Genomic DNA, 25,579 nt, shown 5'->3' on the forward strand with positions numbered 1-25,579 from the left:
GCCCCATGACCGTGAAAGTCGCCATCAACGGATTTGGCCGCATCGGCCGGAACATCGTCCGCGCCATCTATGAGAGCGGGCGCAAGGACATCGACGTCGTCGCCATCAACGACCTCGGCCCGGTCGAGACCAACGCGCATCTGCTGCGCTACGACAGCGTGCATGGACGCTTCCCGAGCGAGGTGAAGGTCGACGGCGACACGATCACGGTCGGCGACGACTCCTTCAAGGTTTTTGCCGAGCGCGACCCGTCCAAGCTGCCCTGGGGCGATCTGGGCGTCGATATCGTCCTGGAGTGCACCGGCATATTCACCTCAAAGGAGAAGGCATCGGCCCATCTGGCAGGCGGCGCCAAGCGCGTCATCGTTTCGGCCCCTGCCGACAATGCCGACCTGACCGTGGTCTATGGCGTCAACCACGACAAGCTCACCAAAGATCACATCGTGATCTCCAACGCCTCGTGCACCACCAACTGCCTCGCGCCGGTGGCCAAGGTGCTCAACGATGCGTTCGGCATCGAGAAGGGCTTCATGACCACGGTTCACGCGTATACGGGCGACCAGCCGACGCTCGATACGATGCACAAGGACCTCTACCGCGCCCGCGCGGCAGCCGTCTCGATGATCCCGACCTCCACCGGTGCCGCCAAGGCCGTCGGCCTCGTGCTGCCGGAACTCAAGGGCAAGCTCGATGGCGTGTCCATCCGCGTGCCGACCCCGAACGTTTCGGTCATCGACTTCAAGTTCGTGCCGAAGAAGAAGGTGACGGTCGAGGAAGTGAACAACGCGCTGATCGCTGCCGCAGACGGCGCACTCAAGGGCATCCTCGCCTACACAAAGGAACCGCTGGTTTCGATCGACCTCAATCACGACGCGCATTCGTCGACCTTCGCGCTCGACCAGACAAAGGTGATCGACGGCGATCTGGTGCGCGTGATGTCGTGGTACGACAACGAATGGGGCTTCTCCAACCGCATGGCCGATACCGCCGTCGCGCTCGGGAAGACCATCTAAGGCAAGAAACTCTGAGGTCGATCATGGCTGGATTTCGCACTCTCGACGACGCTGATGTTGCAGGGAAGCGGGTCTTGGTCCGCGTCGACCTCAACGTTCCTGCCAAGGACGGCGAGGTAACCGACGCGACGCGCATCGAGCGTGTCGCGCCGACCATTGCCGAACTTTCGGACAAGGGCGCGAAGGTGATCCTTCTCGCGCATTTCGGTCGACCGAAGGGCGAGCCGAACGCCGAATATTCGCTGGCGCCGATCGCGAAAGCGACAAGCACGGTTCTTGGCAAGCCGGTCGCCTTTGCACCTGACTGCATCGGCGATGCTGCTGCGTCTGCCATCGCGGCGATGAAGGACGGCGACGTCCTGCTTCTGGAAAACACCCGCTTTCACAAGGGCGAGGAAAAGAACGACCCGGATTTCGTCAAGGCGCTTGCCGCCAATGGCGATCTTTACGTGAACGACGCGTTCTCGGCCGCCCACCGCGCGCATGCCTCCACCGAGGGGCTGGCGCGCGTGCTGCCGGCCTATGCAGGCCGCACCATGCAGGCCGAACTCGAAGCCCTCGAAAAGGGGCTGGGCAAGCCGGTGAAACCAGTCGTCGCCATCGTCGGCGGTGCCAAGGTTTCCACCAAGATCGACCTGCTGACGAACCTCGTGAAGAAGGTGGATGCGCTCGTCATCGGCGGCGGCATGGCCAATACGTTCCTGGCCGCACGCGGCACGGATGTCGGCAAGTCGCTGTGTGAACACGATCTCGCGCCGACCGCAAAGCAGATCATGATCGAGGCGGCGAGCGCGGGCTGCGCAATCGTGCTGCCGTCCGACGCCGTGGTGGCCAAGGAATTCAAGGCCAACGCGGCCAATGAGGTCGTGGCCGTGGATGCCGTGCCGGCGGATGGCATGATCCTCGATGTCGGGCCGAAGACCGTGGAGACGATCAACCACTGGATCGGGCGCGCTGCGACGCTGGTATGGAACGGCCCCCTCGGTGCATTCGAGATCGCACCCTTCGACGCAGCTACCGTGGCCGCTGCGAAGTTTGCGGCCGCACAGACGAAGGCTGGCAAGCTGGTTTCGGTTGCTGGCGGCGGTGACACGGTGGCGGCCCTCAACCATGCCGGCGTGGCCGACGATTTCACCTATGTGTCGACGGCCGGCGGCGCTTTCCTGGAATGGATGGAAGGCAAGGAGCTGCCCGGCGTTGTGGCATTGTCTAGGTAACCCGCAATTCGCTCCCGGCTCGCCGTCTTAAACAATTGAAATCGCTTTCAATCGATTCGAAAATCGCCGTTCCATTCCGTTCAACCGGTGCTTCTGGTAAGCGCGCTATGAAGAACAAACTGGAGACGTGACATGAGCGAACGGCAACAAGACATCGTACCCGCAATGACCCGACAGGCCGCCACCAAGGACGGCTTCATTGCAGCGCTCGATCAGTCGGGCGGCTCGACGCCCAAGGCGCTCAAGCTCTACGGCGTCGAAGAGGGCGCGTGGTCGAACGATGCCGAGATGTTCGATCTCATCCACCAGATGCGCGCGCGCATAATCAAGTCGCCCGCCTTCACGGGCGACAAGGTCATGGGCGCGATCCTGTTCGAGCAGACGATGGACCGCGACATCGACGGCACGCCGACTGCGCAGTATCTGTGGGAAGAGCGTGGCGTCGTCCCGTTCCTGAAGGTCGACAAGGGCCTTGCCGACGAAAAGGACGGCGTCAAGCTGATGAAGCCGATGCCCGATCTCGACGCGCTGCTCGAGCGCGCCGTCGCGAAGGGTGTCTTCGGCACCAAGATGCGTTCGGTGATCGACGCGGCAAACCCCAAGGGCATCGCAGCGGTGGTCGAGCAGCAGTTCGAGGTTGGCAGGCAAATCGTGGCCCATGGCCTCGTCCCGATCATCGAGCCGGAGGTTACGATCTCGATCGCCGACAAGGCAGAGGCGGAAGACATCCTGCTCGCCGAAATCCGCAAGCATCTGGACAGCGTGCCGGTCGGCAAGCAGGTGATGTTGAAGCTGACGCTGCCGACGAAGCCGAACCTCTACAAGCCGCTCATCGACGATCCGCGCGTAATGCGCGTGGTGGCGCTGTCGGGCGGCTATTCCCGCGATGACGCGAACGCGAAGCTGAAGCAGAATGAAGGCATGATCGCCAGCTTCTCACGCGCACTGACCGAAGGGCTTTCGGCCAAGCAGAGCGATGCGGAGTTCGACGCGGCCCTGGGCGAGGCGATCGACAGCATCTTCGAGGCTTCCCGCGCCAACTGACGGAACGGCGTCCCCTGAGCCCGGCTTCGGCCGGGCTTTCAGTTTGAAGGGGAGTGACTGAGGCCTGCCGTCACGACGATCATCGCAAACGCGATCACCGCAAGCTTCCAGAAGTCCGCGCGGCGCTTGAGCCCCGGAAGCCCGAGCGGCTTGATGATCTGGATGACCATGAGGCCCACCATCAGCAGGGACAGTATCTTCGTCATGCCGGCTCCGATGCCGCGCCAGTGCGGCCGGTCTCTTTGAGCAGCATCGCCGGCACCTGTCAAAGACAGCCGATAGCCTTCGTCGTTAGTCAGATGGACGGCGGCGGCCCTTTGCGCCTAAAACTGAGATTGAGGCGGCGCAGCAGGGAGGAGAACTTGGCATCGCGGTATCACGACGTCTATGCGGGCTGGAAGAGCGATCCCGAGGCATTCTGGGCGGAAGCGGCAAGGGGGATAGACTGGATCACCGCGCCGCGGGCTGTTTTCGATCCGGAGGCGGGCGTCTATGGTCGTTGGTTCGTGGACGGCGTGTGCAACACCTGCTTCAACGCCGTCGATCGCCATGTCGAGGGCGGGCGTGCAGACCAGCTTGCGCTTGTCTACGACAGCCCGATCACCGGCGCCAAGAAGAGCTTCACCTACGCGCAGCTGAAGCAGGAAGTGGTGGCGTTGGCAGCCGTGCTCCGCGACCAAGGCGTGGTCAAGGGCGACCGCGTCATCATCTACATGCCGATGGTGCCTGAAGCGGTGTTCGCGATGCTCGCATGCGCCCGGCTGGGTGCGGTGCATTCCGTCGTCTTCGGCGGCTTTGCCGCGCGCGAGCTTGCAACCCGCATCGACGATGCCCGGCCGAAGCTGATCGTGTCCGCGTCCTGCGGCATCGAACCGGGCCGCGTGGTGGCCTACAAGCCGCTGCTCGACGGCGCCATCGACATGGCAAAGCACAAGGTTGAAAGCTGCGTGATCCTGCAGCGCGAACAGCAGGAATGCGATCTCGTCGCCGGCCGCGACATAGACATGGCAGAGGCAGTCGCTGCCGCCAAGGCATCGGGAGCCGAGGTCGAATGCGTGGCCGTCTCCGCCACCGACCCGCTCTACGTGCTCTATACTTCCGGCACGACCGGACAGCCCAAGGGCGTCGTGCGCGACAATGGCGGCCACATGGTCGCGCTCAAATGGTCGATGTGGAACGAGTTCGGCGTCGAGCCGGGAGAAGCGTTCTGGGCCGCATCCGACGTAGGCTGGGTGGTTGGCCATTCCTACATCGTCTACGCCCCGTTGCTGCATGGCTGCACGAGCATTCTCTTCGAGGGAAAGCCGGTCGGCACGCCCGATGCGGGCACGTTCTGGCGCGTGATCGCCGAGCATGGTGTGGTCGCGATGTTTACCGCGCCGACCGCGTTTCGCGCCATCAAGGGGCAGGATTCCAAGGGCGAGTTCGTACGCAAGCACGACCTGTCGAAGTTCCGCACCCTGTTTCTGGCAGGCGAGAGGGCCGACCCCGAGACCATCAAATGGGCGGAGGCGCAGCTCGGCGTGCCGGTGATCGATCACTGGTGGCAGACGGAAACCGGCCACCCGATCAGCCAGAACCCGATCGGGCTCGGGCAGCTTCCGGTCAAGTACGGCTCTCCGGCGGTGCCCATGCCAGGCTACGACGTGCGGGTTCTCGACGATGCGGGGCATCCGGTTCCAAATGGAACGCTCGGCAATGTCGTCATCAAGCTGCCGCTGCCGCCGGGTTGCCTGCCGACGCTGTGGCACGCCGACGAACGCTTCCGGAAAGCCTATCTCTCAGAGTTTCCAGGCTACTACAAGACGGCGGATGCTGGGCTCGTCGATGATGACGGCTACCTCTTCATCATGGCCCGTACGGACGACATCATCAATGTCGCCGGGCATCGGCTTTCGACCGGCGGCATGGAGGAGGTGGTCGCTGAGCATCCCGATGTGGCGGAATGTGCGGTGATAGGCATCGCCGATCCAATGAAGGGGCAGGTGCCCTGCGGGTTCGTCGTGCTGAACGCGGGCGTGGCGCGCGACGGGGCCGAGATCGAGCAGGAAGTCGTGGCGCTGGTGCGCGAACGCATCGGGCCGGTCGCGGCCTTCAAGTCGGTCGTCGCGGTCAAGCGGCTGCCCAAGACGCGCTCCGGCAAGATCCTGCGCGGCACGATGCAGAAGATCGCCGACAGGCAAGACTGGGCTATGCCTGCCACGATCGACGATCCGGCGATCCTCGACGAGATCACGGCTGCGCTGAAAGGCAAAGGCATCGGGATCTAGAGCGGGCAGGGCAGGCGGTTTCGGGGTTCCCTTCACGGTCCCGATGCGGTAGAGGGGCCACCCTTTCCGATCATCCCCGAGCCGCGACGCGCCTGCGTCGGCGGCAACGCCTTGCGAGCCTTTTCCATGACCCGACTTCACTGTGGTGTCGATTTCGGCACCACCAACTCCACCGTCGGCTTGTGCGCGCCGGGTGGCGCGCCCCATCTGATACCCTTGGAAGGGGAGCAGGTGACGATCCCTTCGGCCCTGTTCTTCAGCCTCGAGGACGGCAGCGTCCATTTCGGCCGCTCCGCCGTGCACGAATACATGGACGGCGCGGAGGGGCGCTTCATGCGTGCGCTGAAATCGATTCTCGGCACCAGCCTGATGAAGGAGACGACGCAGGTCGGCCGCGACCGGATGACCTTTCAGGGGCTGATCGCACGCTTCCTGCGCAATCTGCGCGAGAGGCTGGAAACGCAGCACGGCGAGATGCCGGAGCATGTCGTGCTGGGGCGGCCTGTGTTCTTCATCGACGGCAACGAGGAAGCCGACCGAACCGCGCAGGACCAGCTGGAGGCGGCCGCCCGCGCGGAGGGCTTCAAGCATGTCGAGTTCCAGTTCGAGCCGGTGGCGGCCGCGATGAATTTCGAGCGCGAGCTGAATGCAGAGGCGCTGGCTCTGGTAGTCGACATCGGCGGCGGCACGTCGGACTTCTCGGTGCTGCGGCTTTCGCCGGAGCGCAGCCGCGCGGCGGATCGCCGAGACGATATCCTGAGCACGTCGGGCGTTCATGTCGGGGGCACCGATTTCGACCGCCAGCTCAACATCGCCAGGGTAATGCCGAACATGGGGCTGGGCAGCCTGACGAAGGACGGCAAGCGTCATTTGCCGGTCTGGTACTTCAACGACATGGCGACGTGGCACAAGATCAACCAGCTCTATACGCCGCGCACGATGCGCGACATCCAGCAGCTCAAGCGGGAGGCTGCCGAGCCGGAAAAGCTCGACATCTACGAGCATCTGCTTGTGCACCGTTCCGGCCACCGGCTTGCCGCGCAGGTGGAGAAGGCGAAGATCGAGCTGACCGACGCGGCAGAGGCCGAAATCACGCTGAAGGAACCCGGCCTGTCGCTGGCGGTGCCCGTCACGCGGGGCGAGTTCGACGATGCCAGCGCCGAGCTGGTCGGCAGGATCGAAATCGCCATCGACGACGCGCTGGCGGCTGCCGGTGTCGCGGCAGAAGCCATCGACACGGTGGTGATGACGGGCGGCGGCGCGCAGGTGCCCGCCGTGAGGCGCGCAGCCGTGATACGCTTTGCCCACGCCCGCATTGCGCAGACGGACCGCTTCGGGGCAGTGGGGCTCGGGCTGGCGGTGGACGCGGCAAGGCGCTTCGCCTGAGCGTTCGCAGGGTGTTGGAAACCTGCTGACGCAAGGCTGTCGGCAGGGGTGTGGCAAAGTCTCCTTCCAGAACGAAAGGAGAGATCCCATGCACCGCTCGCCCCTCATTTTCGCCCTCGTCGAAGACACGCTCAGCCGCTGGCGCGCCTATCGCCAGAACATGAAGGCGCGCCGCATCATCAGCGATCTGCCGCCGCAACTGCGCAAGGACATCGGTTGGCCGGATGCGCTGCCCGACCGCACGCGCCGGAACTGACGGCGGTCCTTATGACCGCATATGGCTTTCCCTCCCGCCAGCCTCCTGACAGAATGTTGTCAGGAGGCTCCTGCCATAGTCGGCCTCCCACGTTCCGTCGTTCGAGGACCGACTTCCATGCGCCGCGCAGACCGCCTTTTCCAGATCGTCCAGCATCTGCGCGGTGGACGCCTCGTGACCGCGCGCATGCTTGGCGAGCGGCTGGAGGTGTCGGAGCGCACCATCTATCGCGACATTGCCGATCTGCAGTCGACGGGTGTGCCGATCGATGGCGAGGCTGGCGTCGGCTACCTGATGAGGGAAGGCTTCGACCTTCCGCCGCTTATGTTCACCCGTGACGAGATCGTGGCGCTGGTGGCGGGTGCGCGCATGGTTCGCGCCTTCGGCGGTGCTCAGATGGCGCGGGCGGCCGAAGAGGCGCTGGTCAAGATCGGCGCAGTGCTGCCGGACCAGGAAAAGGCGCGCATCGCACGAACCGAAATCCACATGCCCGACTGGGTGGTCAGCGACGAGCAGCGCAAACTGATCGACCTGCTCGAGCGCGCCGTCGATGCGCGCGACGTGCTCGCCATCGACTACAGCGACGAGGCCGGCAAAGCCTCCAAGCGCGAGATTCGTCCGCTCGGCCTCTGGTTCTGGGGAAAGGTTTGGACGCTGGTTGCGTGGTGCGAACTGCGCGACGATTTCCGCGCGTTCCGGATAGACCGCATCGCAGGAACCGTGTCGGCGGGCCGCACCTTTCGCCATGAGCGCGGCAAACAGCTCGCGGACTTCTACCGCACCTGGGAAGTGCGCGGCCACGGCTGACGCATTCCATCTCGCATTGCTCCGTCCGGCTTCCTATCTGAACGGCAACGGACAGGATTGGACATTGCGATGAAATCGGGACCCGTGGCTTTTCTCTTGTGGCTGGTGGGCCTTGCAGGTTTCTGCGGGCTGCACCGCATCTATCTCGGTCGGTTCTGGACCGGGCTCCTCTGGCTTTTCACCCTGGGCCTGCTGGGCATCGGCCAGATCATCGATCTGTTCCTGCTGCCGTCGATGCTGAGGCAGGCAAACCTTGAACGCCGGGTCGAGGAAATCGAAGCGGGCCGTGCGCGTTGACACACAGCCCGCGCCGCAAGCCTACTGATCTTCGTCTTCGTCCGTCGCGGTCGACTTGAGCGACGAAAGCTTGGCGAAGACGGCATCGGCGTCGAGTTCGTCGTCGTCCTTGGCGGGCGTCTTCTCGCGCACCTCCAGCGTCTCGGTCATCGAGGCGGGAAGCAGCGTATCGCCGGTGGGTGCGGCGGCCGGCTGGCCGCGCGAGGCGCGCTGGACTTCCAGATCGAGGTCGATCTGCGAGCACAGGCCCAGCGTCACTGGGTCCATCGGAACGAGGTTGTTCGAGTTCCAGTGGGTGCGGTTGCGGATCTGCTCGATCGTCGACTTCGTCGTACCCACGAGGCGCGAAATCTGCGCATCCTTCAGTTCCGGGTGGTTCTTGACCAGCCATAGGATGGCGTTGGGCCGGTCCTGGCGCTTGGACAGCGGCGTATAGCGCGGCGCGCGGCGCTTGGATTCGGGGACGCGCACCTTCGGGTCGCTGAGCTTGAGCCGGTGCTCCGGATTGGCCTCGCCCTTGGCGATCTCGTCGCGCGAAAGCTGGCCTGTCATTACCGGATCGAGACCCTTGATGCCTTGTGCGGCTTCGCCGTCTGCGATCGCCTTCACTTCCAGCGGATGCAGCTTGCAGAAATTGGCGATCTGGTCGAACGACAGGGCGGTGTTGTCGACAAGCCAGACGGCGGTCGCCTTGGGCATCAGAAGCGTGTTGGCCATGGATAAAATCCTTCTCGTTCGCCCGCGTCCCTGTCGCGGGCGGTGGGCAGAGCCACCAATTTGGGAAATCAGTGACGCATATAGCGGCATTTTGTTCGATCCGCAACGAAAAGCGCGAATCCACGACAGCCGAAGCAGCCGACCGGCTAGCGGGGGATCGGCAATTCTCGCAGCGGGTCACCACCATCGATGAACATCCGGGCCTGCGGTTTCAGGAGCGCTGCTATCCGCGCCATCGCCATTGCGCCGGCCTCCGGGTGCCGCCCATCGAGCGCGCCGACCCGGATCGCAAATGCGAGATCGAACAACGGCTCGCCGGCCGCAAGCTCGAAATCCTCGATGGCCGCGTGGCGCAAGGAAAGCGCACCGGAGGCTATCTCTTCATGGCATGAGACCACCGCCTGCGCGATGGCTTTCTGCGACCGGTCGATGGCAACAACGTGGCCGCCGCCGATCCTCCGTGCTATCTCGCGGGCTGCCGAACCGGGGCCGCAGCCGATCTCCAGCACCCGCATGCCGAGCAAAAGCGGCAGGGCATCGACGATCGTCAGAAGGCGGGTCGAGATATGCCCGGTCATTGCCTTTTAGGCTACGTCCAGCACGATCTTGCCGATGTGCTCGCCTTCCTCCATCCGCTCATGGGCGCGCCAGGCTTCCTTGAGCGGGAAGATCATATCCATCACAGGCGCGATCCTGCGATCGGCCAGAAGCGGCCATACCTGCGCCTCAAGCTCCGAGGCGATCCTGCCCTTGAACTCGACCGAACGGGGCCGCAGCGTCGAGCCGGTGTGGGTCAGGCGCTTGACCATCAGCCGCGCGAAATTGGCGGTAGACTTCGGGCCTCCCAGCGTGGCGATCTGCACGATGCGACCCTCAACGGCCGCTGCCTCGTAGTTGCGGTCGACATAGTCGCCGCCGACCATGTCGAGGATCACATCGACGCCCTTGCCGCCCGTCTCGTCCTTCACGGCGGCGACGAAGTCCTGCTCGCGATAGTTGATCGCGCGGTGTGCGCCGAGCCTTACGCAGGCTTCGCATTTTTCCGCCGAGCCGGCGGTCGTGAACACCCTTGCGCCGAGCGCTCTGGCAAGCTGGATCGCCGTCGTCCCGATGCCGGAAGACCCGCCATGGACGAGGAAGCTCTCGCCCTTCGTCAGCCCGCCGCGCTGGAAGACGTTGTGCCACACGGTGAAGAAGGTTTCGGGAATGGCCGCTGCCTCGGTGAAGGTGAAGCCGTGGGGAATGGGCAGCGCATTCGTCTCATGCACCGCTACATATTCGGCGTAGCCGCCACCCGGGGTCAGCGCCGTAACCGTCTCGCCGACACGCCAGCGCCTCACCCCTTCGCCAATGGCGGCCACCTCGCCAGCAGCTTCCAGACCCGGCAGGTCGGACGCGCCGGGAGGCGGCGGATAGGCGCCCTTGCGCTGCAGGATGTCGGGACGGTTCACGCCCGCCGCACGCACGCGGATAAGGATTTCGCCTGCAGCCGGGGTGGGTACGTCACGCCTCTCCGGCTTCAGCACGAGCGGCCCGCCGGGCTCGGTGATCGCGATCGCGGTCATCTTGTCGGGAATGCTGTGCGCGGCCATGCTGTCCTCATGCGTCATTCGCTTGGGCGTGAGGCAATTTGCCACCACCCGCCTCACTTATGTAGACTTATCGCCCGTAAGGCAAAGCGGAGGAACAGCAGAATGGCACTGTTCGACGAGGAACCGGTCAAGCCAAAGCGCGCCCACGAGATCGGGCAGGATTTGTCGATGCTTTCGGTCGGCGACCTGGAGGAGCGGATCGGTCAGCTCAAGGCCGAGATAGGCCGCCTCGAAAGCGAGCTCCAAGCCAAGGGCTCGACACGGCTTGCAGCCGAAGCGCTCTTTCGTCGCGAATAGGAGTGGATCGCAGGCGATCCGTCGCATATGGGCACGGTATCGCCAGAATATGCGTTAGGTTCGAATCACCCACCGACGCGAGATACGGATAGCCCGCCGACATGCTTGCCACATACCGCCCGATCTTTTCGCTTCTGCGCGGCACGGCCTTTCTGCTTGCCGCCTCGGGCCTGCACGGACTGCTCCTGCCGCTGCGCGGGCAGGCGGAAGGCTTCTCCACCGCCTCGCTGGGACTTTTCGGAACGGCTTGGGCGGGCGGCTTCATCGCCGGCTGCTATTTCGCGCCGCGCCTCGTGCGCAAGGTCGGGCATGTGCGCGCGTTCGGCGCATTTGCCGCTTCGGGAGCCATAATCGCGCTGCTCACCGGCCTGTGGATCGACGAATATGTCTGGATCGTGCTCAGGGCGGGCACCGGCTTCACCATGGCCGGGGCGTTCATGATCATCGAGAGCTGGCTGAATGAAAAGGCGACCAACGAAAACCGTGGCACCGTCTTCGGCCTCTATATGATGGTCACCTACGCCTCGATCATGGGCGGCCAGATGATCGTGGCGTTCGCGGACGTGAACACCGCAGCGCTCTTCATGGTGGCGGGCATCTTCTTCTGTGCGTCGCTCATCCCAACCGCCGTTTCGTCAGCGGCGACGCCGAAACCGCTTGCAGACGTGACGCTCGACCTGCGCGGACTCTATTCCAACTCTCCGGTGGCGGCTGTAGGCTGCGTGCTCGTGGGTGTGGCCAACGGCGCATGGGGCACGCTCGGCGCGGTTTACGGCGCTCGAGTGGGCATCTCCACGGCCGAGATCGCCCTGATGATGAGCCTCGTCGTGGTGGCCGGGGCGGTGACGCAGCTGCCCATCGGCCGCGTTTCGGACATCACCGACCGACGCTATGTGCTCGCGGCCGCAGCGTTCGGTGCGGCGATCTTCGCGCTTGTCTTGTTCTTCTTCGCGCCACGTTCGGGCACTGCGATCCTCATTCTCACCGCATCTTACGGCTCGCTTGCCTACACGCTCTATTCGATAGCCGTCGCGCATGCCAACGACCACGCCAGCACGGAGGATTTCGTCAAGGTTTCCGGCGGCCTGTTGCTGCTCTACGGGTTCGGCACGATGATAGGGCCTCTTGTCGGCGCGTTCCTGATGGCGCGGATGCGACCCGAAAGCCTGTTTCTGGCGACGGCCGCAGCCCACTTCGTGCTTGCCGGTTATGCGATGCTGCGCACGAGGCAGCGCGCGGCGGTGCCGGTCGAGGATCGCGAGGCCTTCAAGACACTGCCGGCAGAGCGTGCGGTTACTCCACAGGCAGTGCTGCTCGATCCGCGCAGCGACACCGACAGCCATGCCGCGCCCGACGCGCCCCCGACCGACATGCCTTCGCCCGATGACGGCAAGTCGGCAGACGAGGCGCGACAACCCGATTGAGTTTCCGCAACGTCGGGTTACAAATGGCCATGACACAGCCCGATGCGTTCATGGCCATAGCAGACGCCAATCGCCGCCATCTGCTCGAGGAGCTGAGGCGCGGGCCGAAGACCGTCAACGAACTGGCCAGCGGCCTGCCGGTCTCCCGCCCTGCGGTTTCGCAGCATCTCAAGGTCTTGCTGGATACGGGTCTCGTCAGCGCGCGCAACGAGGGGACGAAACGCATTTATGCGCTGAGCCAGCAGGGATTCCTGAAACTCAACATATGGCTGGATCAGTTCTGGGAAGAATGAGGCGGGTTTCGCCGGATGCAAAAAGGGCGGCATGCGCCGCCCTTCAAGTCCAAACCGAAGTTCGTCAATGCCGTGTCGGCGACTTCAGTTTTTCTATCTCGTCCTTGATGGCCAGCTTGCGCCGCTTGAGTTTCACGATATCCAAGCCATCGACCGATGGATGTGCCAAGGCTTCGTCGATCTCACGCTCGATATCACCGTGTTTACGCTGCAGCTCTGCAAGATGGGATGCAAGAGACATGATAGGCTCTCCCTTCATGGTTCCTCGATCGCACTGTCGCAGGCGTCCACCGCAGGGCGTCTGTGCATGACAGCGCGATGACACTGTGGCACCGAAATGTGGCAGTGTCGAATAGTGAGTAGTATTATTTCCCGACACGTCGAAATGTGGTATTAGGCGCGCGCCGGTCGCGGAAGCCCCGGAGCCCGCCCGCACAGGCGTTCAGTCGCCCAGATTCTTCAGACGGTAGAGCATGTCGGAACAGGAACAAGCCGAGATTCGTCTCGAGTTTGCAAAGGTCAAGCAGGAACACACGGACTTCGACGCCGCGATCAACGCCATGATCGCAATGGGCTGCGACGCGCTCCAGGTCCAGCGGATGAAAAAGAAAAAGCTGGCGCTGAAGGATCGGCTTCAGGAGCTGGAAGACCGCATCATCCCCGACATCATCGCGTGAGGACATGACGACAACCAAAGCCGACGTGGCCATCATCATGGGCAGCCAGTCCGACTGGGCCACGATGCGCCACGCCGCGGAAACGCTCGATGCGCTGGGCGTGCCGCATGAAAGCCTCATCGTTTCCGCGCACCGCACGCCCAAGCGGCTCTACGACTTCGCCACCGGTGCGAAAGCGGCCGGCTTCAAGGTGATCGTCGCGGGAGCCGGCGGTGCGGCGCATCTGCCGGGCATGGCCGCCGCGCTGACGCCGTTGCCGGTCTTCGGCGTGCCGGTCGAATCGAAGGCGCTGTCGGGGCAAGATTCGCTTCTCTCCATCGTGCAGATGCCGGCGGGCATCCCGGTCGGTACGCTGGCCATCGGCAAGGCCGGCGCCGTCAATGCCGCGCTGCTGGCAGCCGCGGTGCTCGCATTGTCGGATGACGGGCTGGCGCGCCGCCTCGATGCTTGGCGCACCGCCCAGACGGACAGGGTCGCGGAGCGGCCTTCGGACGAAGCATGACCCTGCCGCTTTCGCCCGGCTCGACCATCGGCATCATCGGCGGCGGCCAGCTGGGCCGCATGCTTGCCATGGCTGCCGCGCGGCTGGGCTATCGCATCACCGTGCTGGAGCCGCAGGGCGATTGCCCCGCAGCCCAGGTTGCCAACCGGCAGATCGTGGCGGCCTATGACGATGCGCACGCGCTGGCCGAGCTTGCCCGCGAATGCGCGGTCGTCACCTACGAGTTCGAGAATGTTCCCGTCGAGGCCGCTCTGGCGCTTGCCGCCGACGTGCCGGTGTTTCCGCCGCCACACGCGCTCGAGGTCGCTCAGGACAGGCTAACGGAGAAGACCGCGCTCAACGACATGGGCATATTGACCGCCCGTTTCCGCGCCGTCGACAGCGAGGCCGACCTTGACGCAGCGCTTGCGGAGTTCGGCGGTGAGGGCGTGCTGAAAACGCGGCGGCTTGGCTATGACGGGAAGGGTCAGCGTGTGTTCCGCCACGGAAGCCCCGAACCGGCGACGGGCGTCTTTGCGGCTATGGGCGGCGTCCCGCTCATCCTGGAGGCGCTGGTGCCCTTCGAGCGCGAAATCTCGGTGATCGCCGCACGCGGACGCGACGGGCGTCTGGCCGTGTACGAACCCGCCGAGAACGTGCACCGCGACGGCATCCTCCATACATCGACCGTGCCAGCAGAGGCCTCCGCGCAGACGATGGATGCTGCACGCGACGCCGCAAGAGCCATCCTCGAAGGCCTCGACTATGTCGGCGTTATCGGGGTCGAGTTCTTCGTGCTTGGCGACGGCTCGGTGGTGGCGAACGAAATCGCACCGCGCGTTCACAATTCCGGCCACTGGACCGAGGCCGCCTGTTCGATCTCGCAGTTCGAGCAGCACATCCGCGCCGTGGCTGGATTGCCGCTGGGCGAAACCGAGCGTCACTCCGACTGCGTGATGGAGAACCTGATCGGAGACGACGTAGCGCGCGTGCCGGTGCTTCTGGGCGAGCGCGACCTCGTCCTGCATCTGTACGGCAAGGCAGAGGCGAGGCCCGGCCGCAAGATGGGCCATTTCACGAAGCTGGTGCGGTAACCCGTCTGCCAGGACGCGCGCCAAGATTGACCGACCGCAACATCGCCTCGCGCAAAGATTGCGATTTTGTAACGAAACAAAATTGCGTGCGCGCCGTTCTTCCTGCGACAGGGACTCAGCAGGAGGCTTACATAATGTTCAAATTCTCATCCGCCATGTGCCACGCGCTGGCGTTGACATTCATGGTCGGCACGGTCGCTCCGGCTGCCGCTGTGCCGGTAGTCGTGCCGAACGCGCCGATCGCTTCACCGGATGTTTCCAACGTGCAGCTGGAATTTCGACGGGATCGCGAGATGCGCCGAGATCGCGAGGTTCTTCGCGACAACTGGAGAGGCCGAGACAGGGATCGCGGGCGCGATCGTTTCGAACGTCGCGGCCAGAGCGCCTACTGGCGTGGACACCGAGGTTACCGGGATCATCGTCCGGGCTATCGCCAGCACAATGGCTGGTGGTTCCCGCCCGCAGCGTTCATCGCCGGCGCCATCATCGGCGGCGCGATGAACCAGGCGCCCGCGGCACGTCCCGGCGGCGGCTCCGCGCATGTGCAGTGGTGCTATGATCGCTGGCGTTCATACCGTGCGTCGGACAACACGTATCAGCCCTATAACGGTCCGCGCCGTCAGTGCACGTCGCCTTACGGCTGAGTCCGAACTTCAGGCGGGCTCGCATACGGTGCGAGCCCGCTCCCGTCGTCTGAAAAGGGCGGTCCCACGACCGCTCGAAGGTTGACAGCCCTACGCCATCTCGTCTAAGAGCCAGCGCAGATTTGCGGCGCGCCTTGAGCGCGCCTTTATGTTCGGCCCGTCAGGGCATCAGGAAAAACGGGCTAGACCGATGAAGATCAAGAACTCGCTCAAGGCGCTGAAGAGCCGTCACCGCGACAACCGCATGGTTCGCCGCAAGGGCCGCGTCTACATCATCAACAAGACCGCGCCGCGCTTCAAGGCTCGCCAGGGCTGAGCCCCGGCGGCTTCTCACGCGAATTTCAGTTTGACGTTCCGCGATGCGAGGGTAGATTCCGTCGCATGCGGAACGTTTTTGCCATTGCGCTCGCGATTCTCCTTGCTTTGCCGGCCGGGGCGGTGGCCCAGACCACCGGGCGCGCCAACGCCAGCCTCAGCGTGGAGGAGCCGCAGGCGCGGGTGGACCAGTTGTTCGTCGAGCTCAAGCGCGCGCGCAGCGAGCAGGCGGCCGAACGGCTCGCCAATCGCATCCGGCAGGAATGGATGCGCTCCGGCAGCGCTTCCATCGATCTTCTGATGCGATGGTCGCAAAAGGCCATCGAGGACAAGAAGAACGACGCGGCGATGGATTTCCTCGATCAGGTCGTCACGCTCGCTCCCGACTATGCGGAGGGCTGGAATCGCCGCGCAACGCTGCATTTCGCGATGGACAACTATGCCAAGTCGATGGCCGATATCGGCCGGACGCTACAGCTTGAGCCGCGTCATTTCGGTGCGTTGGGCGGGATGGCCACCATCCTGAAAAATTCGGGGCGAAAGGAAGCCGCGATGCACGCTTATGAGCGCGTGCTGGACGTCTATCCAATGATGCGAAGCGCCCAGACAGAACTCGGCACGCTGGCTGACGAACTGGCAGGCGAAGGTATTTGACAGGCCATCCGGATCGCCTGAAACTGCCCGCAACCTCATAGCGTATTCCTCCGCATGAACCTGATTACCGCCGCCGTCTGCTTTCTGCTCGCGCTTCTGCTCGTGTTCGCCGGTGCAAGCAGGGCAGGCGCATGGCTGATCGAGCGGAGAAACCTGCCCGTCGGCACGTTCGCCGATGTCAACGGCACGCGGCTTCACCATGTGCATGTGCCTGCCGCACCCAGCGCCGACCTGCCGCCGGTGCTCTTCATCCATGGGGCAAGCGGAAACCTGCTCGACCAGATGATCCCGCTTCGTGCGGCGCTCGGCGAGCGTGCCGAGATGCTTTTCCTCGACAGGCCAGGCCACGGCTGGTCCGAGCGAGGGTCCGGCAACGGAAATCCTTACGAGCAGGCCGCGACAATCGCCGCCCTGATGGATCGCTACGAAATTGAGAACGCCATCGTCGTCGGGCACTCGTTCGGTGGGGCGGTAGCTGCGGCGCTGGCGCTCAATCACCCTGAAAAGATTCGCGGTCTGGTTTTTCTGGCCGCCGCCACCCATCCGTGGCCCGGCGGGGCGACGTCCTGGTATTACAAGCTTTCGACCGTTCCCCTGGTTGGCCGTCTCTTTACCGAGACGCTTGCATGGCCCGGCGGCATGCTGCGCATGGGAGCCGCGTCGGCCTGCGTCTTCGCGCCCAACCCCATGCCGGAAGCCTATCTGCAAGAGGCGGCTATACCGCTGGTGCTGCGCCCCGGCGCGTTCCGGTGGAATGCGGTCGATGTGGCGGGGCTCTATGACCACGTGGTCGAGGCTGCGAAACGATATGGCGAGATCGATGCGCCGACAGTGGTGATCTCGGGCAATCGCGACACGGTCGTCTACGAGGAAATCCACTCGGTAGGGCTTGCCCGCGATATTCCGGGTGCGGAACTGGTCTGGGTCGACAATCTCGGCCACAAGCCGGACTGGATCGCGAGCGACCTGGTCGTAGCAGCCATCGAAAAGGTGGCGGGCAGGGCGGTCGATCTAGACGCTGCCGCGCGTATCGTCGAAGCCAGGATCGCTGATGACGCCTTCGGGGCCGGCTGCGCGGACGAAAAGCCCGAGCTCGCACCAACGGGCTGAGCGTTCGAGCCGCGGCCATTCTGACGAACGCCGTTTCGGTGCTCAACTTCACTTTCCCGGTCGCATTTTTGCGGACGTCAGACGATTCCGTCTGGCTGCAAAATGCTCTAAAGCCCGCTCAGCCCATCCGAGCCGATATAGGCGATGCGGAGCATGTTGGTCGCGCCGGGCGTGCCGAGCGGAACGCCTGCGGTGATGATGACCCTGTCGCCGGACTTGCCGAAGCCCTCGCGGTAGGCGATGCGACAGGCGCGATCGACCATATCGTCCAGAGTGCTTGCGTCTTCCGTCAGAACGCAGTGCATCCCCCATACGAGAGCCAGCCGGCGGGTCGTCTCTATCACCGGCGACAGCGCGATGATGGGAAGTTGCGGACGCTCGCGGGCGGCGCGAAGTCCGGTCGTGCCCGACGAGGTGTAGGTAACGATCGCGGATAGCTTCAGCGTCTCGCCGATCTGCCGCGCGGCAAGCGAGATGGCGTCCGCTCCGGTGGCTTCAGGCTCCGAGCGCTGGGCATTGATGATGCCGGGATAGAGCGGGTCCTTCTCCACCTGCGTGGCGATGGCGTCCATGGTGGCGACCGCCTCGACGGGATAGTCACCCGCAGCAGATTCGGCCGACAGCATGATGGCATCGGCACCCTCGAACACCGCGATCGAAACGTCGGACACTTCGGCGCGCGTCGGCACCGGCGCCGAAATCATGGACTCAAGCATCTGCGTGGCGACGACGACCGGCTTGCCGGCGCGCCGGGCCGCGCGCGTGATCTGCTTCTGGATGCCGGGCACGGCTTCCAGCGGCATCTCGACGCCGAGATCGCCGCGGGCCACCATCAGGGCATCCGACAGCTCGATGATTTCTGCAAGCCTTGAAACCGCTTGCGGCTTTTCGATCTTCGACATCAGCGCCGCGCGGCCGCGGGCCACCTTGCGCACTTCGGCGAGATCCTCGGGCCGCTGCACGAAGGAAAGCGCAACCCAGTCGACGCCGGTGGCCAGCACTGCGTCCAGGTCCTTGCGGTCCTTTTCGGTCAGCGCGCCGATCGGCAGGTCGGTATCGGGAAGGCTCACGCCCTTGCGATTGGAAATCTTCGTGCCGGAGATGACCTTGCAAACGATCTTCTTGCCGGTGGTCTTTTCGGCCTTGAGGTGCAGCTTGCCGTCGTCGATCAGCAGTCGGTGGCCGGGCTTTACCGACTGGAGGATTTCCGGATGGGGAAGATGCACGCGCTTCGCGTCGCCAGGGGCGGGGTTGTCGTCCAGCGTAAAAGTCTGGCCCGGTGTCAGTTCGGCCGAACCATCGGCAAACGAGCCGACGCGCAGCTTCGGTCCCTGAAGGTCTGCCAGGATGGCGATCGGGCGCCCGACCTCGCTCTCGACCTTTCGGATGCGCGCCACGAGCGTGCGCATGCCTTCGTGGTCGGTATGGCTCATGTTGATGCGGAAGACGTCGGCGCCCGCCTCGAAGAGCCGCTTTATCATGACTTCTTCAGATGAGGCCGGACCCAGCGTTGCGAGTATCTTGACCTTGCGGCTGCGTCTCATTGATCGCCTGTTCCCGTGACGGCAGGGCCGCCCGTGGCGGGATCGTCGGTGAGCTGGACCATCCAGCTTGCCTGTTCCCGCGTATCGTATTCCTGGAAGCCGGCGCGCTGGAAACCGCGCGCAAAACAGTCACCCGCGCCGGCGATCTTGAACTCGCGCTCGGCCACGCACATGTTGACCGGCCCGTCCCAGCGACCGCCGCGTTCGGCATCCTCGGCATAGAGATAGTAGTAGCGCGAAGACAGCGCGCCCTCGATCAGCGTCTTGCAGGTGGAGCCTTCGACATGCCACCAGCCTTCGGTCACCCAGCCCGCCTGCGCCCGGTAGCCTATCGCCACGCCGACGAGGCTCTGCGTGGCGTTGCAGACGCGGAAATCGGCCAGTGCCGGTGTTGCCGCGACGAGGCCAGCCGATGCCACCGCCAGCGCCGAAAGCCCTGCCAGAAGGCAGGTGCGTCCAGCCGTCGCCAACACCTTGTTCATGACCCTCGCCGATGGAATCGTCATCTCTCTAGCCCCTTTTCGGAGAAGTGCAGGCGCGTGTCAACGCATGGATTCTGCCGGACCGAACCGATTTAGATCGTCAGTTCGCGACCTTCGCGGCCCGTGTGCCGATGTTGCGCCAAAGGTTGTCGAAACGGCGGCATTGCACGAGGCACGACTTCGTGAAAAACAGACGGCTCCCGCCAACAACCGGACGTTCACATGACCCGCGACGCACTTTTCGCTCCTTTCGAGGTCATAGAAGGCGACCGGACGCGTGGACTGGTGCTGCTGGCTGACCATGCCGGGCGCGAGCTGCCAGAGGAATATGGCGATCTCGGACTGCCTGCCTCGGAGTTCGAGCGTCACATCGCATACGACATCGGTGTGGAGATGGTCATGCGCGCGCTTGCCGCACAGCTGGGCGTGCCGGGCGTCATGGCGCGTTTCTCGCGCCTGCTGATCGACGCCAATCGCGGCGAGGACGATCCCACGCTCATCCGCCAGCTCTATGACGGCACCATCGTGCCCGCCAACTATCCCATGAGCGCCGCCGAACGCGAAAGGCGGCTCGACCGCTATTACCGGCCGTATCACGACGCGGTCGGCTCGATGGTGGCATCGGTTGCGGATGCGACCGGTGCCGCGCCGTTCATCTTTTCCATACATTCGTTCACGCCGACGATGCAGGGCCGCGCGCGACCGTGGCAGGTGGGCGTCCTTTGGGATTCCGACGAGCGCGCCGTGCGACCCCTGCTCGACATGCTGGCGGCCGATCCCGCGCTGACGGTGGGCGACAACGAGCCATACGACGGCGCGCTGCGGGGCGATACGATGTTTCGACACGCCATCGTCAATGGCTACGCGCATGCGCTGATCGAAATCCGTCAGGACCTGATTGCAAAGCAGGAAAGCGCGGACGAATGGGCGCTGCGGCTGGCACCCATCCTTGAAGCGATCAACGCCGTGCCCGATATGCACGAGGTGAAGCAGTACGGCTCGCGCACCGGGCCGATCTAGGGACAAAGAAGGAGGCGTGCGATGACCGAACTGAGCGAGGACCAGAAGCGCGATTTCGAAGCGGCCGCCTTTCGCAGGCTGGTCCAGCACCTGCGCGAGCGGACCGACGTGCAGAATATCGACATGATGAATCTCGCGGGTTTCTGTCGCAACTGCCTGTCGAACTGGTATCGCGACGCGGCGAACGAAACGGGTGTGGCGATGGACAAGGAGCAGTCGCGCGAGATCATCTACGGCATGCCCTATGACGAGTGGCGCGCGAAACACCAGACCGAGGCGCCGGCCGACAAGCAGGCCGCCTTCGAACAGAACCGCCCGAAAGACCATTGATTATTGTGCCCGTGTCGGGCAACCAAGCGCCGATCTTTTGCGCCTCCGAGTCGCGGCGCGCCCAATCCGGAGACCCGACATGGCTGACGACATCACCGCAGAATCCGCCCAGACCGTAGCTGCCGGCCAGCTGCGCGCCTTCATCGAGCGCATCGAGCGTCTGGAAGAAGAAAAGCAGACCATCGCAGATGACATCAAGGAAGTCTTCGCCGAGGCCAAGGGCACCGGCTTCGACACCAAGGCGCTGCGCACCATCATTCGCCTGCGCAAGAAGGACGCAGCGGAACGGCAGGAGGAAGAGGCGATCCTCGACCTCTACAAAGCCGCGCTCGGGATGGAATAATCCGCCACGTCTCTGGCGATCCGTTTCTTCACCTTCTAGGGTTGGGTCTCTAACGGCGCGGTTGCGCGCCGCAACGAAGGAGACCTCATGCCGATTCTCAACCGCGCCAGCGAAATGCAGGACGAGATCGCAGGCTGGCGCAGGCGGCTGCACGAGACGCCGGAGATCGGTTTCGATCTGCCATTCACTTCCGGTTTCGTGGCGGACAGGCTGACCGAGTTCGGCTGCGACGAGGTCGTTCGCGGGGTAGGGCGCTCGGGCGTCGTCGCGGTTATCCATGGCCGTCTCGGCGAGGGCCCGACGATAGGGCTTCGCGCCGACATGGACGCGCTGCCCATGTCAGAGGATAGCGGCGTCGCGCATGCCTCGCGGGTGGAAGGGCGCATGCACGCCTGCGGCCATGACGGCCACACGGCGATGCTCCTCGGCGCTGCGAGATATCTGGCCGAAACGCGCAATTTCGCAGGCTCCACCGTCCTGATCTTCCAGCCCGCCGAGGAAATAGGACAGGGCGCGCTTGGGATGCTGGGCGACGGGCTGATGGAGCGCTTCGGCATCGAGCGCGTTTTCGGCATGCACAACATGCCGGGGTTGCCGACGGGCCAGTTCGCGGTGAGGGCCGGGGCGATGATGGCGGCGGTGGCGAAATTCACCATCCGTATCAAGGGGCGCGGCGGCCATGCCGCGCGTCCTCACACCACAATCGACCCGATCATCGCCGGGGCGCAGATCGTGAACGCGCTTCAGACCATCGTGGCGCGGGGGACCGACCCGGTCGCCTCGCTGGTTGTGACGGTGACGCGCATAATCGCAGGAACCGCCTACAACATCATTCCTGAAACGATCGAGATCTGGGGTACGACGCGCGCGCTCGACATGGATAACGCAGCCATGGCGGAGCGGCGCATAGGCGACATCTGCGATGGCATCGCGATGGCGACCGGCGCGGAGATAGTCATGGAGTACGACCAGGCCCATCCCGTCACTTTCAACCGTCCAGAAGAGGCCGAGTTCGTCGCAGGGGTCGCTCGGGACGTGGGTGGAACGGTCGATCTGACGGTGCGGCCGGTGATGGCAGGCGAGGATTTCTCACACATGCTGACGGCGCGTCCGGGCGCTTTCGTCTTCATCGGCAATGGCGACACGGCGGGGCTGCATCACCCCGCATACGACTTCGATGATGAGGCCATTCCCGCCGGCGTCAGCTACTGGATAAAGCTGGCGGAGACGGCGCTGGGTAAGCGTTAAACTCTATAGTGCGACCCTCGAAGGACGCACCATCTCGCAATCAGGCCGGCTCGAATTCCAGCGCGACGCCATTGATGCAGTAGCGCAGGCCGGTGGGCGGAGGGCCGTCGGGGAAGACGTGGCCGAGATGGCTGCCGCAGGTCGCGCAATGCACTTCGGTGCGGACCATGCCGTAGCTGCGGTCCTCAGTGGTCTCGACCGAACCGGGAACCGGATCGTTGAAGCTCGGCCAGCCAGTACCGCTCTCGAACTTCAGCGTTGCCTCGAACAGAGGCTGGTCGCAGCCGACGCATTTGAACGTACCGGGCCGCTTCTCGTAGAGCAGTGCACAGCTTCCCGGGCGCTCGGTGCCGTGCTGGCGCATCACCTGATACTGTTCCGGCGTCAGCAGTGCGCGCCACTCCGCGTCGGTGCGGGTAACGGGATAGGTGTGAGTGTCCATGCGATAGCTCCTGAAAGGGGATCGTCGCATATGTAATGCGGGCGGGGGCGGTCCTCAATGCTTCCTTGAAAGCTCGCGCGTAGCCTGTTCCAGCCCTTTCAGGGTGAGCGGGTACATGCGTGCGGAGAACAGTTCGCGGATCATGGCGATGGAGTGCGTGTAGCTCCAGTGCTTTTCGCGCACGGGGTTGAGCCAGACTGCATTCGGCCACTGCGCGAGCACGCGCGACAGCCACACGTTTCCGGCTTCCTCGTTCCAGTGTTCGACCGAGCCGCCGGGATAGGCGATCTCGTATGGGCTCATGGAGGCATCGCCGACAAAGATGACCTTGTAGTCGGGGCCATATTTGTGAAGCACGTCGAAGGTGGGGACCACTTCCGCGTGGCGGCGGCGATTGTCCTTCCAGACGCCTTCGTACAGACAGTTGTGGAAGTAGAAATACTCCATGTGCTTGAACTCGACGCGGGCTGCTGAAAACAGCTCCTCGACAACCTTGATGTGATCGTCCATCGAGCCGCCCACGTCGAAGAACATCAGCAGCTTCACGGCATTGCGCCGCTCGGGCCGCGTCTGCACATCGAGATAGCCGTGCTCGGCGGTTGCGTGGATGGTGCCGGGCAGATCGAGTTCCTCCACCGCGCCCTCGCGCACCCAGCGCCGCAGCCGCTTGAGCGCGACCTTGATGTTGCGGGTACCGAGCTCGACGGAATCGTCGAAGTTCTTGAACTCGCGCCGGTCCCACACCTTGACCGCGCGGCGATGGCGGCTCTCGTGCTGGCCGATACGCACACCTTCAGGATTGTAGCCATAGGCGCCGAAGGGCGAAGTTCCGGCGGTGCCGATCCATTTAGACCCGCCCTGGTGGCGGCCCTTCTGCTCTTCGAGGCGCTGCTTCAACGTCTCCATCAGCTTCTCGAAGCCGCCCAGCGACTCGACCAGCTTCTTTTCCTCGTCTGTCAGGTGCTTTTCGGCGAGCCGGCGCAGCCATTCTTCCGGCAGGTTGGCAACGTCGATGGCGCCCTCACCCGACACCGCCTCGACGCCTTTGAAGACATGACTGAAAACCTGATCGAAGCGGTCGATATGGCGCTCGTCCTTCACCAGCGCCGCGCGTGACATGTAATAAAAGCCTTCCACGTCGTAGTCGACCAGCCCCGCCTCCATGCCTTCCAGCATGGTCAGGTATTCGCGCAGGGAAACCGGCACCCGGGCTGCTTTGAGTTCAAGGAAGAAGGGGAGAAACATGTGCTAAAATTCTAGCTTCCTGCGTTACGGGTCTTTAGCGGGGCAAGCATACACTTCTTGTCATGCAACTGGATCAAATAAGCGATCTCCATCTGGCCGCTACGCGTTTGCTGGGCGCGTGGTGGAAGTATGATCGTCGCAACTGGTGCGCCTATTGCGGTATTCCAATGCGAAAGCGCGGAGCCAAAGGAAAGCCACTTCCGCCCAACAAGGCTACGCGAGATCACATTATACCAAAGGCTCACAAGGGAGGTGGCGTGACGATTCCCGCTTGCCTGGGATGCAACGCTGCAAAGGGGAAGTTGTCGTTGCCCGAGTTTCTTGAGAGCAAGCATTTCGGCACGATACGCCTTAAAAAACATCGAAAGAAGTGGCCTATCCATGACCTCTGGGTTGTGAGCGTACTTGCCGCTCTCAAATGCGCCGAAACCTCCTACGAACCCGCTGCCCTCCATGCCGTCGCCGAGATTAAAGCAGATCATACTCGATGAAGCCGGTTTTGCGGGCAACGCGATCGTAGAGGCGGCGGGCGGTGGCGTTGGTTTCGTGCGTCATCCAATAGACATTGGTGACACCGCGTTCTGCTGCTGCCTTGCGCACCGCTTCTATCAGCGCCTCGCCCGCGCCCATGCCGCGCGCCTCCGGCGCCGTGTATAAATCCTGCAGGTAACAATTCCCCTCGATCGACCAGCAGGAACGGTGGAACAGATAGTGCACCAGTCCGACAGGCCGGCCATTGATCAGCGCCAACAGCCCGCGGGGCTCGAAATCACCTTCGGAAAACAGCCGCTGCCATGTCGTCAGATAGACCGTCTCCGGGACCGTCGTTTCGTAGAACGTCAGATAATCCGTCCACAGACGCCGCCACGCGTCGTGATCGGATGCTTGCAGCGGGCGCATAGAGACTGAAGCCGTCGACACCCCGTCACCTTGTCGCCTGATAGGAATAGGATGCACACATGGACTCGTCGCTCTCCGGCGGCATGTCCCCTGTGAAGACCGCGAGCGAGGTCAGTCCATAGCTTCCTTCCCATGCGGCGATGAACGTGACGTCGCCATTGCCGCATAGTTCGTTGCCGCTCTCGAGTGTCGGATCGTCGGGGTTCTCGACCCTGTAGACTGACGCCTGCCTTGCTCGTCCGTCGATCGTGAGATTGTCGGCCGCCTTTTCCGAGAAGGCCATCGTCTTGCCGTTGGCGAAGGTGATGCCGGTTTCGTCGAGCTCTATGTCGCCGGTGATGCTCATCGCCGTGTTGCTCACGGCGGTGTAGCTTTCGGCGAAGGCCGGCGCGGCCGAAAACAAGAGGGCCGCAAGCGTCGCGATGGTCTGGCGCATG

The 25,579-nt window shown here is 63.8% G+C and carries 34 protein-coding genes; 23 read left to right on the forward strand and 11 right to left on the reverse strand.

What is annotated here, in order from left to right:
* Positions 1 to 5 precede the first annotated feature (5 nt).
* The 3 genes from gap (at position 6) to FY036_RS04375 (ending at position 3,274) form a co-directional block, all read left to right on the forward strand.
* Positions 6 to 1,013 (forward strand): type I glyceraldehyde-3-phosphate dehydrogenase, encoded by a 1,008-nt coding sequence (gene gap, locus FY036_RS04365; protein ID WP_148913488.1) that lies wholly within the window; start codon positions 6 to 8, stop codon positions 1,011 to 1,013.
* Between the two features lie 23 nt (positions 1,014 to 1,036).
* Positions 1,037 to 2,230: a phosphoglycerate kinase gene (locus FY036_RS04370; RefSeq protein WP_148913489.1), complete on the forward strand. Its 1,194-nt coding sequence runs from the start codon at positions 1,037 to 1,039 to the stop codon at positions 2,228 to 2,230.
* Between the two features lie 132 nt (positions 2,231 to 2,362).
* Positions 2,363 to 3,274 carry a fructose bisphosphate aldolase gene (locus tag FY036_RS04375; RefSeq protein ID WP_268932159.1) on the forward strand — a complete coding sequence of 304 codons (912 nt, stop codon included), beginning with the start codon at positions 2,363 to 2,365 and terminating at the stop codon, positions 3,272 to 3,274.
* A 38-nt stretch (positions 3,275 to 3,312) separates the two neighbouring features.
* Here FY036_RS04375 and FY036_RS23880 read toward each other — a convergent pair whose 3' ends face one another.
* Positions 3,313 to 3,480, reverse strand: coding sequence for a hypothetical protein (locus tag FY036_RS23880; protein ID WP_201744692.1), 168 nt, complete (start codon positions 3,478 to 3,480; stop codon positions 3,313 to 3,315).
* Positions 3,481 to 3,636: 156 nt separating this feature from the next.
* On the opposite strand from FY036_RS23880, the gene FY036_RS04380 reads away from it, so the two are divergent.
* From FY036_RS04380 to FY036_RS04400, 5 genes are all read left to right on the forward strand, one after another.
* Entirely contained in the window at positions 3,637 to 5,544 is a 1,908-nt protein-coding gene (locus FY036_RS04380; protein ID WP_148913490.1) for a propionyl-CoA synthetase, read from the forward strand.
* Between the two features lie 126 nt (positions 5,545 to 5,670).
* Positions 5,671 to 6,930, forward strand: a complete 1,260-nt coding sequence (locus FY036_RS04385) for an Hsp70 family protein (protein ID WP_148913491.1) — start codon at positions 5,671 to 5,673, stop codon at positions 6,928 to 6,930.
* Between the two features lie 88 nt (positions 6,931 to 7,018).
* The gene (locus FY036_RS04390) at positions 7,019 to 7,186 is read left to right on the forward strand and encodes a DUF1127 domain-containing protein (protein ID WP_148913492.1); all 168 of its coding nucleotides are present in this window, start codon (positions 7,019 to 7,021) and stop codon (positions 7,184 to 7,186) included.
* A gap of 117 nt (positions 7,187 to 7,303) precedes the next feature.
* Entirely contained in the window at positions 7,304 to 7,993 is a 690-nt protein-coding gene (locus FY036_RS04395; protein ID WP_148913493.1) for a helix-turn-helix transcriptional regulator, read from the forward strand.
* 69 nt (positions 7,994 to 8,062) lie between these two features.
* Positions 8,063 to 8,290 (forward strand): NINE protein, encoded by a 228-nt coding sequence (locus FY036_RS04400; protein WP_148913494.1) that lies wholly within the window; start codon positions 8,063 to 8,065, stop codon positions 8,288 to 8,290.
* Between the two features lie 21 nt (positions 8,291 to 8,311).
* On the opposite strand, the gene FY036_RS04405 is transcribed toward FY036_RS04400, so the two are convergent.
* The 3 genes from FY036_RS04405 to FY036_RS04415 form a co-directional block, all read right to left on the reverse strand.
* Positions 8,312 to 9,007 (reverse strand): DUF1013 domain-containing protein, encoded by a 696-nt coding sequence (locus FY036_RS04405; protein ID WP_148913495.1) that lies wholly within the window; start codon positions 9,005 to 9,007, stop codon positions 8,312 to 8,314.
* A gap of 146 nt (positions 9,008 to 9,153) precedes the next feature.
* Positions 9,154 to 9,585: an SAM-dependent methyltransferase gene (locus FY036_RS04410; RefSeq protein WP_148913496.1), complete on the reverse strand. Its 432-nt coding sequence runs from the start codon at positions 9,583 to 9,585 to the stop codon at positions 9,154 to 9,156.
* A 6-nt stretch (positions 9,586 to 9,591) separates the two neighbouring features.
* Positions 9,592 to 10,599, reverse strand: a complete 1,008-nt coding sequence (locus FY036_RS04415; protein ID WP_235897517.1) for an NAD(P)H-quinone oxidoreductase — start codon at positions 10,597 to 10,599, stop codon at positions 9,592 to 9,594.
* 102 nt (positions 10,600 to 10,701) lie between these two features.
* Here FY036_RS04415 and FY036_RS04420 point away from each other — a divergent pair, with 102 nt between their 5' ends.
* The 3 genes from FY036_RS04420 (at position 10,702) to FY036_RS04430 (ending at position 12,613) form a co-directional block, all read left to right on the forward strand.
* Positions 10,702 to 10,896 carry a DUF1192 domain-containing protein gene (locus FY036_RS04420; RefSeq protein WP_148913497.1) on the forward strand — a complete coding sequence of 65 codons (195 nt, stop codon included), beginning with the start codon at positions 10,702 to 10,704 and terminating at the stop codon, positions 10,894 to 10,896.
* A 101-nt stretch (positions 10,897 to 10,997) separates the two neighbouring features.
* Positions 10,998 to 12,320 carry an MFS transporter gene (locus tag FY036_RS04425; protein WP_148913498.1) on the forward strand — a complete coding sequence of 441 codons (1,323 nt, stop codon included), beginning with the start codon at positions 10,998 to 11,000 and terminating at the stop codon, positions 12,318 to 12,320.
* A gap of 29 nt (positions 12,321 to 12,349) precedes the next feature.
* A complete protein-coding gene (locus FY036_RS04430) occupies positions 12,350 to 12,613 on the forward strand; it encodes an ArsR/SmtB family transcription factor (protein ID WP_148913564.1) in 264 nt (87 codons plus the stop codon).
* Between the two features lie 64 nt (positions 12,614 to 12,677).
* Here FY036_RS04430 and FY036_RS04435 read toward each other — a convergent pair whose 3' ends face one another.
* On the reverse strand, positions 12,678 to 12,854 hold the full coding sequence (locus tag FY036_RS04435) for a YdcH family protein (protein ID WP_148913499.1): 177 nt from the start codon (positions 12,852 to 12,854) through the stop codon (positions 12,678 to 12,680).
* Between the two features lie 232 nt (positions 12,855 to 13,086).
* Between FY036_RS04435 and FY036_RS04440 the strand changes: the two genes are divergently transcribed.
* The 7 genes from FY036_RS04440 to FY036_RS04470 all read left to right on the forward strand — a co-directional run bounded on the left by FY036_RS04440 (position 13,087) and on the right by FY036_RS04470 (position 17,588).
* Positions 13,087 to 13,290, forward strand: a complete 204-nt coding sequence (locus FY036_RS04440; protein ID WP_148913500.1) for a YdcH family protein — start codon at positions 13,087 to 13,089, stop codon at positions 13,288 to 13,290.
* Between the two features lie 4 nt (positions 13,291 to 13,294).
* Positions 13,295 to 13,792 (forward strand): 5-(carboxyamino)imidazole ribonucleotide mutase, encoded by a 498-nt coding sequence (gene purE / locus FY036_RS04445; protein WP_148913501.1) that lies wholly within the window; start codon positions 13,295 to 13,297, stop codon positions 13,790 to 13,792.
* Entirely contained in the window at positions 13,789 to 14,865 is a 1,077-nt protein-coding gene (locus FY036_RS04450) for a 5-(carboxyamino)imidazole ribonucleotide synthase (protein ID WP_148913502.1), read from the forward strand. The genes purE and FY036_RS04450 overlap by 4 nt, the downstream gene beginning before the upstream one ends.
* A gap of 26 nt (positions 14,866 to 14,891) precedes the next feature.
* A complete protein-coding gene (locus FY036_RS04455; protein WP_407941125.1) occupies positions 14,892 to 15,509 on the forward strand; it encodes a BA14K family protein in 618 nt (205 codons plus the stop codon).
* Positions 15,510 to 15,699: 190 nt separating this feature from the next.
* Complete coding sequence (gene ykgO, locus FY036_RS04460; RefSeq protein ID WP_148913503.1) at positions 15,700 to 15,825, forward strand: type B 50S ribosomal protein L36; 126 nt, start codon at positions 15,700 to 15,702, stop codon at positions 15,823 to 15,825.
* 65 nt (positions 15,826 to 15,890) lie between these two features.
* On the forward strand, positions 15,891 to 16,478 hold the full coding sequence (locus FY036_RS04465; RefSeq protein ID WP_148913504.1) for a tetratricopeptide repeat protein: 588 nt from the start codon (positions 15,891 to 15,893) through the stop codon (positions 16,476 to 16,478).
* Between the two features lie 54 nt (positions 16,479 to 16,532).
* Positions 16,533 to 17,588, forward strand: a complete 1,056-nt coding sequence (locus FY036_RS04470; RefSeq protein ID WP_148913505.1) for an alpha/beta fold hydrolase — start codon at positions 16,533 to 16,535, stop codon at positions 17,586 to 17,588.
* A 107-nt stretch (positions 17,589 to 17,695) separates the two neighbouring features.
* Here the strand turns inward: FY036_RS04470 and pyk are convergent, their stop codons facing one another.
* Positions 17,696 to 19,132, reverse strand: coding sequence for a pyruvate kinase (gene pyk, locus FY036_RS04475; RefSeq protein WP_148913506.1), 1,437 nt, complete (start codon positions 19,130 to 19,132; stop codon positions 17,696 to 17,698).
* On the reverse strand, positions 19,129 to 19,614 hold the full coding sequence (locus FY036_RS04480) for a DUF1036 domain-containing protein (protein WP_148913507.1): 486 nt from the start codon (positions 19,612 to 19,614) through the stop codon (positions 19,129 to 19,131). The genes pyk and FY036_RS04480 overlap by 4 nt, the downstream gene beginning before the upstream one ends.
* A gap of 222 nt (positions 19,615 to 19,836) precedes the next feature.
* On the opposite strand from FY036_RS04480, the gene FY036_RS04485 reads away from it, so the two are divergent.
* The 4 genes from FY036_RS04485 (at position 19,837) to FY036_RS04500 (ending at position 22,555) form a co-directional block, all read left to right on the forward strand.
* The gene (locus FY036_RS04485) at positions 19,837 to 20,634 is read left to right on the forward strand and encodes an N-formylglutamate amidohydrolase (RefSeq protein ID WP_148913508.1); all 798 of its coding nucleotides are present in this window, start codon (positions 19,837 to 19,839) and stop codon (positions 20,632 to 20,634) included.
* A 21-nt stretch (positions 20,635 to 20,655) separates the two neighbouring features.
* Positions 20,656 to 20,964, forward strand: coding sequence for a DUF1244 domain-containing protein (locus FY036_RS04490; RefSeq protein WP_148913509.1), 309 nt, complete (start codon positions 20,656 to 20,658; stop codon positions 20,962 to 20,964).
* 79 nt (positions 20,965 to 21,043) lie between these two features.
* Complete coding sequence (locus tag FY036_RS04495; RefSeq protein WP_148913510.1) at positions 21,044 to 21,307, forward strand: DUF2312 domain-containing protein; 264 nt, start codon at positions 21,044 to 21,046, stop codon at positions 21,305 to 21,307.
* A gap of 87 nt (positions 21,308 to 21,394) precedes the next feature.
* Positions 21,395 to 22,555 carry a M20 aminoacylase family protein gene (locus FY036_RS04500; protein ID WP_148913511.1) on the forward strand — a complete coding sequence of 387 codons (1,161 nt, stop codon included), beginning with the start codon at positions 21,395 to 21,397 and terminating at the stop codon, positions 22,553 to 22,555.
* 40 nt (positions 22,556 to 22,595) lie between these two features.
* Here FY036_RS04500 and msrB read toward each other — a convergent pair whose 3' ends face one another.
* Positions 22,596 to 22,997 carry a peptide-methionine (R)-S-oxide reductase MsrB gene (msrB, locus tag FY036_RS04505; RefSeq protein WP_148913512.1) on the reverse strand — a complete coding sequence of 134 codons (402 nt, stop codon included), beginning with the start codon at positions 22,995 to 22,997 and terminating at the stop codon, positions 22,596 to 22,598.
* A gap of 54 nt (positions 22,998 to 23,051) precedes the next feature.
* The gene (locus tag FY036_RS04510; protein WP_148913513.1) at positions 23,052 to 24,242 is read right to left on the reverse strand and encodes a vWA domain-containing protein; all 1,191 of its coding nucleotides are present in this window, start codon (positions 24,240 to 24,242) and stop codon (positions 23,052 to 23,054) included.
* A 62-nt stretch (positions 24,243 to 24,304) separates the two neighbouring features.
* Between FY036_RS04510 and FY036_RS24265 the strand changes: the two genes are divergently transcribed.
* Positions 24,305 to 24,733: an HNH endonuclease gene (locus FY036_RS24265; RefSeq protein ID WP_148913514.1), complete on the forward strand. Its 429-nt coding sequence runs from the start codon at positions 24,305 to 24,307 to the stop codon at positions 24,731 to 24,733.
* On the opposite strand, the gene FY036_RS04520 is transcribed toward FY036_RS24265, so the two are convergent.
* Positions 24,711 to 25,142, reverse strand: a complete 432-nt coding sequence (locus tag FY036_RS04520; protein ID WP_148913566.1) for a GNAT family N-acetyltransferase — start codon at positions 25,140 to 25,142, stop codon at positions 24,711 to 24,713. The two genes, FY036_RS24265 and FY036_RS04520, sit on opposite strands and share 23 nt — an antisense overlap.
* A gap of 25 nt (positions 25,143 to 25,167) precedes the next feature.
* Positions 25,168 to 25,578, reverse strand: a complete 411-nt coding sequence (locus FY036_RS04525) for a hypothetical protein (protein WP_148913515.1) — start codon at positions 25,576 to 25,578, stop codon at positions 25,168 to 25,170.
* Between the last annotated feature and the right edge of the window lies 1 nt (position 25,579).

Origin of the sequence: Neoaquamicrobium microcysteis (genome assembly GCF_008180155.1) — a bacterium.
GTDB classification, from domain to species: Bacteria; Pseudomonadota; Alphaproteobacteria; order Rhizobiales; family Rhizobiaceae; genus Aerobium; species Aerobium microcysteis.

Excerpts from the sequence above, each read along its gene's own strand:
- gap (WP_148913488.1), top strand. The coding sequence starts at position 6 with ATGACCGTGAAAGTCGCCATCAACGGATTTGGCCGCATCGGCCGGAAC.
- FY036_RS04370 (WP_148913489.1), top strand. The coding sequence starts at position 1,037 with ATGGCTGGATTTCGCACTCTCGACGACGCTGATGTTGCAGGGAAGCGG.
- FY036_RS04375 (WP_268932159.1), top strand. The coding sequence starts at position 2,363 with ATGAGCGAACGGCAACAAGACATCGTACCCGCAATGACCCGACAGGCC.
- FY036_RS23880 (WP_201744692.1), bottom strand. The coding sequence starts at position 3,480 with ATGACGAAGATACTGTCCCTGCTGATGGTGGGCCTCATGGTCATCCAG.
- FY036_RS04385 (WP_148913491.1), top strand. The coding sequence starts at position 5,671 with ATGACCCGACTTCACTGTGGTGTCGATTTCGGCACCACCAACTCCACC.
- FY036_RS04390 (WP_148913492.1), top strand. The coding sequence starts at position 7,019 with ATGCACCGCTCGCCCCTCATTTTCGCCCTCGTCGAAGACACGCTCAGC.
- FY036_RS04395 (WP_148913493.1), top strand. The coding sequence starts at position 7,304 with ATGCGCCGCGCAGACCGCCTTTTCCAGATCGTCCAGCATCTGCGCGGT.
- FY036_RS04400 (WP_148913494.1), top strand. The coding sequence starts at position 8,063 with ATGAAATCGGGACCCGTGGCTTTTCTCTTGTGGCTGGTGGGCCTTGCA.
- FY036_RS04405 (WP_148913495.1), bottom strand. The coding sequence starts at position 9,007 with ATGGCCAACACGCTTCTGATGCCCAAGGCGACCGCCGTCTGGCTTGTC.
- FY036_RS04410 (WP_148913496.1), bottom strand. The coding sequence starts at position 9,585 with ATGACCGGGCATATCTCGACCCGCCTTCTGACGATCGTCGATGCCCTG.
- FY036_RS04415 (WP_235897517.1), bottom strand. The coding sequence starts at position 10,599 with ATGGCCGCGCACAGCATTCCCGACAAGATGACCGCGATCGCGATCACC.
- FY036_RS04420 (WP_148913497.1), top strand. The coding sequence starts at position 10,702 with ATGGCACTGTTCGACGAGGAACCGGTCAAGCCAAAGCGCGCCCACGAG.
- FY036_RS04425 (WP_148913498.1), top strand. The coding sequence starts at position 10,998 with ATGCTTGCCACATACCGCCCGATCTTTTCGCTTCTGCGCGGCACGGCC.
- FY036_RS04430 (WP_148913564.1), top strand. The coding sequence starts at position 12,350 with ATGACACAGCCCGATGCGTTCATGGCCATAGCAGACGCCAATCGCCGC.
- FY036_RS04435 (WP_148913499.1), bottom strand. The coding sequence starts at position 12,854 with ATGTCTCTTGCATCCCATCTTGCAGAGCTGCAGCGTAAACACGGTGAT.
- FY036_RS04440 (WP_148913500.1), top strand. The coding sequence starts at position 13,087 with ATGTCGGAACAGGAACAAGCCGAGATTCGTCTCGAGTTTGCAAAGGTC.
- purE (WP_148913501.1), top strand. The coding sequence starts at position 13,295 with ATGACGACAACCAAAGCCGACGTGGCCATCATCATGGGCAGCCAGTCC.
- FY036_RS04450 (WP_148913502.1), top strand. The coding sequence starts at position 13,789 with ATGACCCTGCCGCTTTCGCCCGGCTCGACCATCGGCATCATCGGCGGC.
- ykgO (WP_148913503.1), top strand. The coding sequence starts at position 15,700 with ATGAAGATCAAGAACTCGCTCAAGGCGCTGAAGAGCCGTCACCGCGAC.
- FY036_RS04465 (WP_148913504.1), top strand. The coding sequence starts at position 15,891 with ATGCGGAACGTTTTTGCCATTGCGCTCGCGATTCTCCTTGCTTTGCCG.
- FY036_RS04470 (WP_148913505.1), top strand. The coding sequence starts at position 16,533 with ATGAACCTGATTACCGCCGCCGTCTGCTTTCTGCTCGCGCTTCTGCTC.
- pyk (WP_148913506.1), bottom strand. The coding sequence starts at position 19,132 with ATGAGACGCAGCCGCAAGGTCAAGATACTCGCAACGCTGGGTCCGGCC.
- FY036_RS04480 (WP_148913507.1), bottom strand. The coding sequence starts at position 19,614 with ATGAACAAGGTGTTGGCGACGGCTGGACGCACCTGCCTTCTGGCAGGG.
- FY036_RS04485 (WP_148913508.1), top strand. The coding sequence starts at position 19,837 with ATGACCCGCGACGCACTTTTCGCTCCTTTCGAGGTCATAGAAGGCGAC.
- FY036_RS04490 (WP_148913509.1), top strand. The coding sequence starts at position 20,656 with ATGACCGAACTGAGCGAGGACCAGAAGCGCGATTTCGAAGCGGCCGCC.
- FY036_RS04495 (WP_148913510.1), top strand. The coding sequence starts at position 21,044 with ATGGCTGACGACATCACCGCAGAATCCGCCCAGACCGTAGCTGCCGGC.
- FY036_RS04500 (WP_148913511.1), top strand. The coding sequence starts at position 21,395 with ATGCCGATTCTCAACCGCGCCAGCGAAATGCAGGACGAGATCGCAGGC.
- msrB (WP_148913512.1), bottom strand. The coding sequence starts at position 22,997 with ATGGACACTCACACCTATCCCGTTACCCGCACCGACGCGGAGTGGCGC.
- FY036_RS04510 (WP_148913513.1), bottom strand. The coding sequence starts at position 24,242 with ATGTTTCTCCCCTTCTTCCTTGAACTCAAAGCAGCCCGGGTGCCGGTT.
- FY036_RS24265 (WP_148913514.1), top strand. The coding sequence starts at position 24,305 with ATGCAACTGGATCAAATAAGCGATCTCCATCTGGCCGCTACGCGTTTG.
- FY036_RS04520 (WP_148913566.1), bottom strand. The coding sequence starts at position 25,142 with ATGCGCCCGCTGCAAGCATCCGATCACGACGCGTGGCGGCGTCTGTGG.
- FY036_RS04525 (WP_148913515.1), bottom strand. The coding sequence starts at position 25,578 with ATGCGCCAGACCATCGCGACGCTTGCGGCCCTCTTGTTTTCGGCCGCG.